The organism is Mycolicibacterium setense, from assembly GCF_000805385.1.
GTDB lineage: Bacteria > Actinomycetota > Actinomycetes > Mycobacteriales > Mycobacteriaceae > Mycobacterium > Mycobacterium setense.
The window spans coordinates 122,490-134,741 of sequence record NZ_JTJW01000003.1; the positions used below are offsets into that span (position 1 = coordinate 122,490).

Genomic DNA, 12,252 nt, shown 5'->3' on the forward strand with positions numbered 1-12,252 from the left:
CAACAATCCGAAAGGGCAGTGCCATGACCAGCGAACCTATTCGCGACCCCGTCACGGACCAATTGCTGACGCCGCAGAACGCGGCGTTCGTCATCATCGATTATCAACCGGTACAAGTGAACTCGATCGCGTCGATGGACCGGCAACTGCTGGTCGACAACATCGTCGGCGCGGCCAAGGCGGCGGTGGCCTACGGTCTTCCGATCGTCCACTCGACCGTCAATGTCAAGACCGGCCTCAACAAGCCGCCGATTCCACAGCTGCGCGCCGTGCTCGGCGACCATCCCACTTACGACCGCACCACGATCAACTCTTGGGAGGACACCGAGTTCCGCGAGGCTGTCGAAGCGACCGGTCGCAAGAAGCTCATCATGACCGCCCTGTGGACCGAAGCGTGTCTGACCTTCCCGGCGCTCGACGCCCTCAAGGACGGCTACGAGGTATACGTGGTGGTGGATGCCGTCGGAGGCACGTCGGTCGCCGCGCACGAGGCCGCCCTGCGTCGAATCGAACAGGCCGGTGCAACGTTGATCAGCGTTCCCCAGCTGTTCTGTGAGCTGCAACGAGATTGGGCACGTGGCCAGACGGTTCCAGCGTTCATCAACCTGTTCATCGAGACCGGCGGCACCGCCGGCATCCAGTTCGCCTACGACAAGGAGTGACGACATGACCCATCGCATTGACTGGGACCAGGCATATCAGGCTGACGAGGCGCCCGCCTGGAGTATCGGTGCGCCGCAGCCGGAGTACGCCGCGATCATCGATGCCGACGGCGCGGTACGCGGTGAAGTGCTCGATGCCGGCTGCGGGCATGCCGAGCTGGCACTGGCCGTGGCGGTGCGTGGCCACACCGTCGTCGGTATCGACCTGAGCCCGACAGCCGTGGCGGCCGCAGCCGCGGCCGCCGAGGAACGGGGCCTGCCAAACGCGACGTTCGCCGCCGCCGACATCTCGTCGCTCACCGGGTATGACGGGCGGTTCGGCACGATCTTCGACAGCGGGTTGCTGCACGCGCTACCGAATGAGCTACGCGACGGCTATCTGCACTCGATGCACCGCGCGGCCGCGCCCGGTGCGCGGTTCTACGTTCTGGCCTTCGGCACGGGCGCATTCGCAGAGCACGATGGTCCGGGCCCGACTCAGTTCACCGAAGATCAGTTGCGCGAAGAGGTTTCGAAGCACTGGCGGGTCGACGACATCCGTCCGGCCCAGTTGCACGCGGCCTTACCCGAAGGCCGCACGCAGATGCCCGGGTTCCTGGTGACCGCGACGAAGGCCTAGTTGGCGGCTTCGACCACGGCCAGCACCTCAGGGGTGGCCGGGTCGAGGATGTCGTCGAAGTCGTGGTGCTTCTGCACGTACTTGGCGACATACGGGCAGACGGCGACTATGCGCTTGCCTGCTTCGCGGGCATCGGTCAGGGCGGCGGACACCAGTTCGCCCGCCAGGCCGCGGCCGCCGAACTTGTCGTCGATCTCGGTGTGGTAGAAGATGCGCTGATCGCCGGAGTCGACATAGGCCGCGAGGCCGGCATGTTCACTGTCGACAGTGATCTCGTAGTGGCGTGCTTCGGGAATGTTGCGGACTTCAGCCATGTCCTCACTATGCCGCAGTGGCACTGGCACGATCAGTGGGATGGCGGACCGAGCAACGTCGACGTGGGCGCCGTTGGCGTCGCCGATCTACCGGGCGCTGTGGATCGCACAGTTCGTCTCCAATCTGGGGACGTGGATGCAGACGGTGGGCGCCCAGTGGATGTTGGTCGGGGATCCGCGGGCCCCGGTGCTGGTGCCGTTGGTGCAGACCGCCACCACGCTGCCGGTGATGCTGCTGGCCCTGCCGTCGGGCGTGCTCGCGGATCTGGTCGACCGGCGCCGGTTGCTGCTGGCCACCCAGGGCGCCATGGCCGCCGGGGTGGCGGCGCTCGCGACGCTGACCGGTGCCGGGCTGGCCACCCCGACTGTGCTGCTCACCCTGCTGTTCCTGATCGGCTGTGGGCAGGCGCTGACGGCGCCGGCCTGGCAGGCGATCCAGCCGGATCTGGTTCCCCGCGAACAGATCCCAGCTGCCGCCGCGTTGGGCAGCATGAGTATGAACGGTGCTCGAGCCATCGGTCCGGCGATCGCCGGAGCATTGGTGTCACTGTCGGGTCCGACGCTGGTGTTCGCGCTCAACGCGGTGTCGTTCGCCGGGATCGTCGTGGTGCTGCTGCTCTGGCGTCGCCCCGCCGCTGAACAGTTGTTGCCCGCCGAGCGGCCGCTGGCCGCGCTCGGCGCCGGCGGCCGATTCATTCGCAGGTCGCCGATCATCAGGCGGATTCTGCTGCGGGCGGTGCTGTTCATCGCGCCGGGCAGCGCGCTGTGGGGCCTGCTCGCGGTGGTTGCGGACAGGCAGCTGGGGTTGTCCTCGTCCGGCTACGGGCTGCTGTTGGGTGCGCTGGGGGTGGGGGCCGTGCTCGGCGCCCTCGTCCTGGGCCGATTGCAGTCCGTCGTCGGACTGAACACGTTGTTGATCGTCGCGGCGCTCGGATTTTCCGGTGCCACAGCGGTTTTGGCACTCGTCCACAACTTCGGAGTCGTTCTGGTGGCCCTCGTCCTCGGCGGCGCATCCTGGTTGTTGGCGCTGTCCACTCTCAACGCGTCCATGCAGTTGAGTCTGCCCGCGTGGGTCCGGGCCCGTGGGCTGTCGGTGTACCAGTTGACCTTCATGGGCGGGCAGGCCATCGGGTCCCTGGTGTGGGGTCTGGTCGCCGGTGCCGCCGGCACCGTCACCGCACTGCTGATCAGCGCGGCCCTGCTGGTGTTCTGCGCTGTGTCGGACTGGTGGTGGCCGTTGCACGCTCGCACCGGCGATCTGGATCTGACCCCGTCGGCGCACTGGCCCGAACCCGCCCTGGTGTTCGAGCCCGAGCCACCAGACGGCCCGGTCCTGGTGTTGACCTCTTACCGGGTGGAGCCCGAACACGAGAGCGAGTTCTTCGCTGCCATGGGGGTGTTGGGCCGGTCGCGGCAGCGCACCGGGGCCACCCAATGGCGGTTGTTCCGCGCTGTGGAGCGCGAACGCGTGTTCGTCGAGGCGTTCGTGGTGCGGTCCTGGGATGAGCATGTCCGACAGCACCGCACCCGGCTGACGGGCAACGACCTGGCCATCGAGCAGGCGGTCGAGCGGTGGGTCGAGGGCGAGCCCGTCTCGCACCACCTGATCGCGGTGAAGACTCCTTGACTGTGAGGCCGATCACAGTAGTATGACCAGTGGTCATACAGGCTGGAGAGTCATATGCCGACAGTCACCTGGGCACGTTTGGATCCCGCTCGCAGAGCTGCGGTGGTGGATGCCGCCGAGGCGGAATTCGGGGCGCATGGGTACTCCCGCGGCAGCCTGAACGTCATCGCGCGTAAAGCCGGTGTCGCGAAAGGCAGCCTGTTCCAGTACTTCGCGGACAAGCGCGATCTGTACGCCTTCATCGCCGACATCGGCAGCCAGCGCGTGCGTGCGTACATGGAGGAACGCATCCGCGCCCTCGATTCGAGCCGCCCGTTCTTCGAGTTCCTCACCGACCTGCTCGACGATTGGGTGGCCTACTTCGCCGACCACCCGCAGGACCGCTCGCTGCACGCCGCGGCGAGCTTCGAGGTGGACACGGATGCCCGCGTCAGCGTGCGCACGGTGATCCACCGTCACTATCTCGAGGTGCTGCGCCCGCTGGTCCGGGACGCGCAGAACCGGGGTGACCTGCGGGCGGACGCCGATACGGACGCGTTGTTGTCGCTGCTGTTGATGATCATTCCGCACCTGGCGCTCGCGCCCTATGTGCGCGGCATGGATCCGGTTCTCGGCCTCGATGAGCCGACCCCGGAACAACCGGCACTGGCCGTACGCCGCCTCGTCGGGGTGTTGTCGGCCGCATTCTCAGCCTCTGATCAACCAGTCCGCCAGACCTGAGGAGGTCAATTCCCATGTCTCACACAAAGTTCGGTTCGCTGGCCAAAGGCGGTCTCAATTGGGACAGTGTGCCGTTGCGGTTGTTCGCGGGAGGGAACGCCAAGTTCTGGAACCCGGCCGATATCGACTTTTCGCGTGACCGGGCGGACTGGGAGGCGCTGACGGATCGGGAACGCGAGTACGCCACCCGGCTGTGCGCCGAGTTCATCGCGGGCGAGGAAGCCGTCACCAAGGACATCCAGCCGTTCATGACTGCGATGCGGGCGGAGGGCCGCCTGGGCGACGAGATGTACCTGACGCAGTTCGCCTTCGAGGAGGCCAAACACACGCAGGTGTTCCGGATGTGGCTCGACGCCGTCGGCGTCACAGATGATCTGCACAACTACTTCGACGAGTTGCCGGCGTACCGGCAGGTGTTCTACGAGGAGCTGCCTGCGTCGCTCGAAGCGTTGTACGCCGACCCGTCGCCGGCCGCCCAGGTGCGGGCATCGGTGACCTACAACCACATCGTCGAAGGAATGCTCGCGCTCACGGGATACTATGCGTGGCACAAGATTTGCGTCGACCGGGGGATCCTGCCCGGCATGCAGGAGCTGGTCCGGCGGATCGGGGATGACGAACGCCGCCACATGGCATGGGGCACCTTCACCTGCCGGCGTCACATCGCGGCCGACGACGCCAACTGGGCGGTTTTCGAGGAGCGGATGAACGAGCTCATCCCGCTGGCGCTGCGGCTCACCGAAGAGGGATTTGCCCTCTACGCACCGGACATCCCGTTCGGCTTGGTGCAGGAAGAGTTCATGCAGTATTCCGCGGACAAGGGCATGCGCCGGTTCGGCACCATCAGCAGCGCCAGAGGCCGGCCGCTCGAGGAGATCGATCTCGACTACTCGCCACTCACGCTGGAGGACACCTTCGCCGACGAGGACGCAAAGGCCCTGGCGGCCACGGCCTGATCCCGCCGAGGCCACGGATTCCGAGGGGTTCTGGCGGGTTTCCGGCGGGTTTCCGACGAGTTTGCCGCAAAAACCGCCACAACCCGCAGGGGCGACGTGGATGCGGGACGTCGGAACCACGGACAATGCGGTGTCGGCGAACCCCTCCGCCGCCGACACCGCACGCCGTACGCACCATTTAATGCGCAACCACGCGAACACAGCTAACTCCGAAGAGTCGGCCGTAAACTGACGTGCAGTTACTGCATCCAGTCGGGCGCCATCCTGGTCCGCTTCCTGTCATCCCCCACGCAGCAAAGCGAATTCCGGGACTGCGCCCCGCGTGCCGGTACCGTAAGTACCGCATACCCGTGTTGTCAACCGCTACACGGAAGGATTCGGCGCAGGCCCAGCTCAGCCGGGTTTCGATGTTGGCTCAGGAGTTTGCTGAGGCGTGATCGTCGATGCGGCGACGAACGTGACGGACAGGAGCGCGAGGAACTGCACCCACGGCGAGTGTCCGACATAGCCGTCCACCGACCGCCACGGGTATTGACTCAGCGTCGCCCCCGCGAGGATGAACCCGCCCGCCGCCACTGCCACGGTCAGCCGCTCGCGCCAGATGACGCGATCGCGCAACAGGTAGCGCAACCCGACCGCGGCGCCGGCGACCAGTAGTCCCGGCAGGCCGGAGATGGCCGTGCCGACGGCGAGCACCGCGGCACCGACGAGCATGGGGGCCGGCTGCCATGTCCGCACCGGTTCGAGATCCGGACCGCGCCGCCGGGCCGGCCACAGTGCCAGCAACGCCAGCACCGGCAGCAGCGCGAGCCCGCCGATCAACCCGATGCGGTAGGGCCGGTTCGACGGGAAGGAGAGTGTCACGGGACCGTCCGACCCGGCCGGGATAATCCAGCCCTGCTGCCATCCGTTGACCTTCACCGGGGTGAGCGCGATCCCGTCGGCGTTGCGGGCGACCCAGCCGGGATTCACGCTCTCGGGCACCACCAGCACCCGGGCATCGGACGACGGCGGCACCTGCACCTGGCGACGATCCGCCGACCACACCGGGGTGTCGACGGGAGTTGTTGTCGCCGTGCGCAGTTGGGTGGCGGCCGGGGTATTCAGCACCACACCGTCGACGACGAATGCCGAGCCCGGGCTGACCAGGAGCTCCTGCTGACCCGCGGGCAGGGAGATCGGGCCGGTCCGGCATGGGCGAGCCGCAATCGGAGCGCTGTCGAGCAGCGCGCCCACCGTGGTCTGCACCGAGGTCTGAACGAACTGCCCGGCGACGCCGATGATCGGACCCTGCCCGCACGGAAGTGACACCGTCCGTTTGCGATTGGCGGCGGAGTCGGCCGCGGCGATGGGCTTGCCGCGGACGTCCAGGGCGGTCAGTTCGGCCAAACCGGGTGGCTTGAGCTGGTCGAAGCCCAGAGAGGTGCGGTCGATGATGTCGTTCCAGCCCAACAACGACACGGTGATGGTGTCGGTCACCCGCGGTTTGAGCTTCGCGGTCTGTACATCACCGTTGCCGGTCAGCTTGTGTACCTGTGGACCGTCGCCGAGGTCGATCGACACCAGCGTCGGGTGCGCGGGCGGTTCGTTGGCACCGGGATCGATGCGCAGCGCGCCCACTTCGGTCGGCGCGGGCAATTTCAGGGTCAGCGTGGGCGGGGCCTTGAACTGAACAACGCGTTGCGGCGCGGTCCAGGACGTTCGCGGGTCACCGTCGGTGGCGGCGAATGACGAGCCGAGCACATCGATCGGGTCGGCGTCACCGGAAGCGCGCGTGGTCCCGGGTTGGGCGACCAGATCGGCCAGCTTGGGTCCCTGGCGCGACCGGATCCACACCGTCGGCTCGACCTCGGTGGGGGCGGGCACCGACAGCGTGCGGCTCAGGTTGACGGGCTCCTCGGAGGCCAGGGCCAACGCCGCGGCGCACCGCACCCCGACCGGACTGTCGGCGCAGCCAGACCGGCCCAGCAGCTCGGTGCCCAGATCCCATTGTGCGACAACGGAATCCGCAGGTGGTGAGGGCACCTCGACCGTATGCCGCAGATTGATGGGGTGCGCGAATCCCGACGCGTCGTACTTGGTGACGGACAGGTCGGTGATGCCGAACTGCACCCCGGCGGAACCGTCGTCGGTGGCGACCGCGGTCACCCGTACCCACGGCGTCTCGCCGACCGGCAGCGGCACGGTCAACTGCTGGCCTGCGGTGTCGAAACGCAGGCTGCTGGTGCCGGTGGCGGTGGCCACCTCGATGCGGCGCACCTGAGCACCGACCGCCGTCGCGCTGGGGGTGATGGTCAGCGTGGCGTTGGTGACCGGATGGTCGAAATCGACCTGCAGCCACTGGCCGACGGCGGCCTGCAGGGCGTTGGACACCCACGATGTCGAACCGTCGCTGTCGACGGCCGCCGCGGGCCCGGTGGCCGGCGCGACGTTGGGCAGGGCGGTGGAGTCCGCCGCGGAACTCGACACCGATATCCGTCCGCCGTTCCACTTGCCGTAGACCGGCGCGGCCCCGTCGGAGGGATAGTCCTGGACCCGATTGTGGGTGTGCCGCGCGTCCTCGGGCGCGCGGATCGCCGACGCGTGGTCGTCGACGCGGCCGTAGTCGATCTCTCGTGCCGTCGGGGTGTCGGTGACGATCAACCCGGCGGATCCGTCCGGTTGGACGGGCAGCCCGGCCCGCTGGGCGTCGGCGGTCAGCAGCATCGGCCCCAGCGGAGCCTTGCCGACCAGGCGTCGGCGTTCGTCCAGACGCAGCAGCGCCTCGGGAGCACCGGCCACCCGGGTCATCGCGTCGGCGTCGACGAGGTAGGGCGCGGCCGGGTTGGTTCCGCCGGTTTCGACGCGGTAGATCTCGACGGAGGGATATCGCGGACGCAGGCCGCTGTCGGCCACGAAGCCCTCCAACATCCCCGGTCCAACCGGGTCACCGAACTCGGCCACCTTGGTCAGTCCGGGGGACCCTTCGATCGATCGGTGCACCAAAACGGGGCGGGCCGACCGGGACACGTCGGGATCGAGGTCGTTGCGCACCACAACGTAAGAAATGCCTTGCCGCGCAAGGCTGTCGGCAAGTCCGGGGGAGGGCCGGCCTGCGGCGAACAACCGCTGCACCGAATCCAGGGCGCGAATCGTCTCCGGCGGTGTCAGCGGTATCGAATCCCGAACGCCCCACGGGCTGGATCCGAGTACCTGCAACGGTTCGTCGTGGCTGTTGCCCCAGGTCTGGGTGGCGAACGGGGCGCCGGGCGCGACCAGCACCCGGCCCCGCTCGGTGCCGATCCCCGGGTCGCTGCGCTCCTGCCCGCCGGTGCCGATCCCCGGGTCGCCGCGCTCCTGCCCGCCGGTGTTGTGCTCGTCAAGCCAGGCCGCGGTGTCGTGCCAGTACTGCGGAATCGCGGTGAACGTTCCGGCCGGGGCGATGCGGCCCGTCCAGGCGATCGAGGTTCCGGCTGCCATGGCTGCGAGCACCACGATGGCCACCGCGATCCGCTTGTCGCGCTCGGGCCGGGCGAACGCCCGCACCCATACCGGCAGAGGTGCGCTGCCCGGCAACGGAATCCGGCCGAGCAGATGGGCCACGCCCAGTGCCAGTGGCAGTCGCAATATCGGATCGAGCTTGGCCAGGTTGCGCAGCGGGGTGCCGGTTCCGTCCAGGAAGTCTTGAACGGCGGTCCCGATCGGGGAGCCCAGCCCGCCGGAGTAGCCCAGGCCCAGCAGCACCACACCGATCAACAGCATGGTGATCAACCGGCCCCGCGCGGGCATCGAGCGCAGTGCGAGCCCGGCCAACCCCGCGGCGGCCACCAGGGTGGTCGCCAGCACCGCCACCGTGCTCGTCACGAGCGAGGCCGCGGCAGTCGCGGTAGGTGCCACGAAGGGCGTCCAGGTGTGGGTGCCGCGCAGCATCTCGGTCAGCGACATCCACTGTGTGGTGACGCCGGAGGATTCGATGAAGTCCAGGAACGGTGGGCTGATCCGGCCCAGCAGCACCAGCGCCACCACCCACCATGTGACGGCCAGCGCGCCGCACAGTGCCCACCAGGCGGTGAATCGCCACCACAACCGGTTCGGCCGGTGGCAGGCCCACCAGATGATCGCGGCCAGGCAACCGGTCAGTGTGGCGACCGCGTTCACCGCACCCATCAGGGCTACCGCGCCCGCGGACCGGGCGGCCATGAGCCGCAGATTGTGCTGTCCACGCAGCGCAAGGATGACCGGCAGCAGCACCCACGGTGCCAGCATCATCGGCAACGTCTCCGACGAGATCGCGCCGAGGGTGGTCAGCACGCGCGGTGACAGCGTGAACGCCAGCGCACCGAGGATCCGGGAGGTGGTACTGCCGATGCCCAGGGCTTCGGCGACGCGCAGAAACCCCCAGAAGCCGACCGTCAACAGCAGTGCCCACCACAAGCGCTGGGTCACCCAGCCGGGAATTCCGAGCAGGTCACCGGCGAGGAAGAAGGTGCCGTGGGGGAAGAGGTAGCCGTAGGCCTGGTTCTGCGCCTGCCCGAACGGCAGATCGCTGTTCCAGAGATTGAACGCGCGCGCCAGGAACCTCAGCGGATTCGCGGTGAGGTCGAGCTTCGTATCGGGTGATATCTCTCCGGGCGACTGGGCGAAAGTCAGGAGCAGTGTCGCGGCGGCGACCACCCACAACCAGCGCCGCGACAGTGGCGAGTCAGATGCCCGCCGCGTCAGCGGCACATCCAAGCTAGGACCGGTCGCCGTACTCGACCCTGTTGAGCACCGATGACGCAGGGTCGCCCGCCTGCAGCGGAGGCTTCGTGTCCTGCTGCACCATCAACGTCACACCGAAGACGGCAGCCGCCCCCAACAGCAGGCCGACGACAATGCTGGCCGCGGAGGGAACGACAAACCGGTTCACCCGGCCAACCTAACATGGAGACCCCCGGAATCCGTGCGAGGCGGACATCGATCGACACGCGGAGAATCGATTACCGCGTGCTCAGCGGCTAAGGTCGGGGCCCATGGCCTCACCGCGCCTCGTCGCCACTTTCGCAGCGCTGTCCGGACTGTTGCTGGCCTGCTCCCCGAGCACCCCGGCACCCGAGTCTCAATCCTCGGACACCAAGCCGATGTCCACCCACGCGCCGATGCCGGCAGCTCCGGTCTGCGACCTTGCCAGTCTGTCGCCCCGCGACAAGCTGGCGCAGTTGCTGACAGTAGGCGTCAAAGATGGGGCCGACGCTCGTTCGGTGGTGTCCGAGCAGCATGTCGGCGGCATCATGATCGGCAGCTGGACCGACCTGTCGATGCTCACCGACGGATCCTTGCCCGATATCTCGGCCGCAGGCCCGCTGCCGCTCGCGGTCACCGTCGACGAGGAAGGCGGCCGGGTGTCCCGGTTGTCCTCGTTGATCGGCGAGCAGCCCTCGGCGCGGGTGCTGGCCCAGACCAAATCCGTCGACGAGGTGTACGGGATCGCTCGGGAGCGCGGACAGAAGATGCGCAACCTCGGGATCACCGTCGACTTCGCGCCCGTCGTCGACGTCACCTCGGACGCCGATGACACCGTCATCGGCGACCGGTCCTTCGGAGACGACCCGGCCAAGGTCACCGAGTACGCCGGCGCCTACGCCCGCGGGCTTCGGGACGCCGGGGTGCTCCCCGTGCTCAAGCACTTCCCGGGACACGGTCATGGGTCGGGTGACTCGCACACCGCCGGTGCCGTCACCACGCCGCCGCTGTCCGAACTGCAGACCAACGATCTCGTGCCGTACCACACGTTGACCACGCAGGCCCCGGTCGCGGTCATGGTCGGACACCTCGAGGTGCCGGGCCTGACCGGAGCGGATCCGGCGAGCCTGAGCCCCGCCGCCTATGACCTGTTGCGCTCGGGCAACTACGGCGGTCCCGGCTTCAACGGCGTCATCTACACCGACGACCTGTCCAGCATGGCGGCGATCAACCAGCGCTACGGCGTGGCCGCGGCGGTGCTCAAGGCATTGCAGGCCGGGGCCGACAACGCGCTGTGGATCACCACCGATGAGGTGCCCGCAGTGCTGGACGGCCTGGAGAAGGCACTGGCCGACGGCCAGCTGAACCAGGCCGCCGTCGACGCCGCGGTGCAGCGCAACGCCGACGCCAAGGGCGGGGTGCACTGCTGACGGTCACCGGCTGACCGGTAGCGCGTAGACGCGATCGGCGTTGTGGACGCCGATCATGTCGACGATGCGGATCGCATCGACCTCGCTGCAGTCCCCGGTGCGCACCCACTCGCCCAGCGTCAGACCCATCGCGCGGCGCCACAACACCGAACCGAGCAGGTGCAGTTCAGGTGGGCCGAACGCGTCCGATGAATAGAGCTGTTTGGCGAACGGCGCGGTCTCCAAGGCTTCGGCGATCACGGCGCCCGAACGTGCCCCCAGGTGATTGACGGCAAGGCCCACATCGAAGTTCACGTGGTCGAAGGCCTGGGCCAGATAACCGGCCTGACGGTGGTACGGGTAGCAGTGCAGCAGCATCACCGGGACTGGCGCCATGGTGCGCAGCAAGGGCAGCAACAACATCGGGTCCGTGCGGTGCAGGTCGAGATCGCGGTCGCCGAACCCGACGTGGACCTGGATGGGCAGGCCGTGATCGGCGGCCTCGTGTACCCCGAACGCGACCAGCACCGGACTGTCCACCCGTTGCGAGTCCCGCGCCGCCAGCTCCCGGGCGTGCTCGATCACCAGGTGATCGGCCGGCCTGGCCCAGTCGATGTCGAACGAGGTGCGGTAGGCCGCGATCGTCTTGGTGCCGACCGTTCCCGGCGCGTGCGCTGCCGTCGACAGCGCCGCCCGGAATGCGTCGGGGAATGCCTCAGGGCTGGTGCCGGACTCCAGCAGGTTCTGGGCCAGCTGCTCCAATCGCAGGATTTCTGAGGAGGGCCGGCCGCTGAGCTCGGAGAGCCGCTGCGGCGAGGTGATGAGGTCACCCTGGAACCCGGTGTCGACGATCCAGCGTTCGACGCCGGCGGGCGGCAACATGAGTGCGGCCAACTCGTCGGGCGTGAAGTCAGTGCGGCGCTTCCAGTACTCGTCGGCCCCGGCTTGGGCAGGCAGCCCGAGAATCGGTGCGCACCAACGCCGGATCGACAAACCGAGCGGTGAGTCGAACTGGGTCATGAAATCCGGGATCGGAGCTGTCGACCCCTCGTTGATGGCGGCCTCGAAACCGGCGCGGTCGACGGGCGTGTGGAATGTCCCGTGCACGTGATGATCGATGAGCCTGACGGTGCGCAGATGTGCGGCCAGCGTCTCGGGCACCGCATCGTGTACTCCGTCGAACACGTCGATGGTCGGGCCGGTGATGTCCGCATCCGGCATGACGGGCGACCTCCTTCGCATCG

10 protein-coding genes are annotated in these 12,252 nt (G+C 68.0%); 6 read left to right on the forward strand and 4 right to left on the reverse strand.

Features of this window, described 5'->3' with window-relative positions; genetic code table 11:
* Window positions 1-23 precede the first annotated feature (23 nt).
* Together QQ25_RS02165 and QQ25_RS02170 are read left to right on the forward strand one after the other, a co-directional pair.
* Window positions 24-662, forward strand: coding sequence for a hydrolase (locus tag QQ25_RS02165; RefSeq protein WP_039312858.1), 639 nt, complete (start codon window positions 24-26; stop codon window positions 660-662).
* A gap of 4 nt (window positions 663-666) precedes the next feature.
* Complete coding sequence (locus tag QQ25_RS02170; RefSeq protein WP_039376908.1) at window positions 667-1,281, forward strand: class I SAM-dependent methyltransferase; 615 nt, start codon at window positions 667-669, stop codon at window positions 1,279-1,281.
* Here the strand turns inward: QQ25_RS02170 and QQ25_RS02175 are convergent.
* Entirely contained in the window at window positions 1,278-1,595 is a 318-nt protein-coding gene (locus QQ25_RS02175; protein WP_039376910.1) for a GNAT family N-acetyltransferase, read from the reverse strand. The two genes, QQ25_RS02170 and QQ25_RS02175, sit on opposite strands and share 4 nt — an antisense overlap.
* Before the next feature lie 40 nt (window positions 1,596-1,635).
* On the opposite strand from QQ25_RS02175, the gene QQ25_RS02180 reads away from it, so the two are divergent.
* The 3 genes from QQ25_RS02180 to QQ25_RS02190 are packed head-to-tail and all read left to right on the forward strand — an operon-like array spanning window position 1,636 to window position 4,898.
* The gene (locus QQ25_RS02180) at window positions 1,636-3,222 is read left to right on the forward strand and encodes an MFS transporter (protein ID WP_039312870.1); all 1,587 of its coding nucleotides are present in this window, start codon (window positions 1,636-1,638) and stop codon (window positions 3,220-3,222) included.
* Window positions 3,223-3,276: 54 nt separating this feature from the next.
* Entirely contained in the window at window positions 3,277-3,942 is a 666-nt protein-coding gene (locus QQ25_RS02185; protein ID WP_039376911.1) for a TetR/AcrR family transcriptional regulator, read from the forward strand.
* A gap of 14 nt (window positions 3,943-3,956) precedes the next feature.
* Window positions 3,957-4,898 (forward strand): R2-like ligand-binding oxidase, encoded by a 942-nt coding sequence (locus QQ25_RS02190; RefSeq protein WP_039376914.1) that lies wholly within the window; start codon window positions 3,957-3,959, stop codon window positions 4,896-4,898.
* Between the two features lie 393 nt (window positions 4,899-5,291).
* Here QQ25_RS02190 and QQ25_RS02195 read toward each other — a convergent pair whose 3' ends face one another.
* A complete protein-coding gene (locus QQ25_RS02195) occupies window positions 5,292-9,572 on the reverse strand; it encodes an alpha-(1->3)-arabinofuranosyltransferase (RefSeq protein ID WP_201774201.1) in 4,281 nt (1,426 codons plus the stop codon).
* 40 nt (window positions 9,573-9,612) lie between these two features.
* Window positions 9,613-9,786 (reverse strand): DUF2613 domain-containing protein, encoded by a 174-nt coding sequence (locus tag QQ25_RS29985; protein ID WP_003891682.1) that lies wholly within the window; start codon window positions 9,784-9,786, stop codon window positions 9,613-9,615.
* 103 nt (window positions 9,787-9,889) lie between these two features.
* Between QQ25_RS29985 and QQ25_RS02200 the strand changes: the two genes are divergently transcribed.
* Window positions 9,890-11,029, forward strand: coding sequence for a glycoside hydrolase family 3 N-terminal domain-containing protein (locus QQ25_RS02200; protein ID WP_039312879.1), 1,140 nt, complete (start codon window positions 9,890-9,892; stop codon window positions 11,027-11,029).
* A 3-nt stretch (window positions 11,030-11,032) separates the two neighbouring features.
* Here QQ25_RS02200 and QQ25_RS02205 read toward each other — a convergent pair whose 3' ends face one another.
* On the reverse strand, window positions 11,033-12,229 hold the full coding sequence (locus tag QQ25_RS02205) for an amidohydrolase family protein (protein ID WP_039376916.1): 1,197 nt from the start codon (window positions 12,227-12,229) through the stop codon (window positions 11,033-11,035).
* Between the last annotated feature and the right edge of the window lie 23 nt (window positions 12,230-12,252).

Bases quoted from the DNA above. Each gene is read 5' to 3' on its own strand.
- QQ25_RS02165 (WP_039312858.1), top strand. From the start codon at position 24: ATGACCAGCGAACCTATTCGCGACCCCGTCACGGACCAATTGCTGACG.
- QQ25_RS02170 (WP_039376908.1), top strand. From the start codon at position 667: ATGACCCATCGCATTGACTGGGACCAGGCATATCAGGCTGACGAGGCG.
- QQ25_RS02175 (WP_039376910.1), bottom strand. From the start codon at position 1,595: ATGGCTGAAGTCCGCAACATTCCCGAAGCACGCCACTACGAGATCACT.
- QQ25_RS02180 (WP_039312870.1), top strand. From the start codon at position 1,636: ATGGCGGACCGAGCAACGTCGACGTGGGCGCCGTTGGCGTCGCCGATC.
- QQ25_RS02185 (WP_039376911.1), top strand. From the start codon at position 3,277: ATGCCGACAGTCACCTGGGCACGTTTGGATCCCGCTCGCAGAGCTGCG.
- QQ25_RS02190 (WP_039376914.1), top strand. From the start codon at position 3,957: ATGTCTCACACAAAGTTCGGTTCGCTGGCCAAAGGCGGTCTCAATTGG.
- QQ25_RS02200 (WP_039312879.1), top strand. From the start codon at position 9,890: ATGGCCTCACCGCGCCTCGTCGCCACTTTCGCAGCGCTGTCCGGACTG.
- QQ25_RS02205 (WP_039376916.1), bottom strand. From the start codon at position 12,229: ATGCCGGATGCGGACATCACCGGCCCGACCATCGACGTGTTCGACGGA.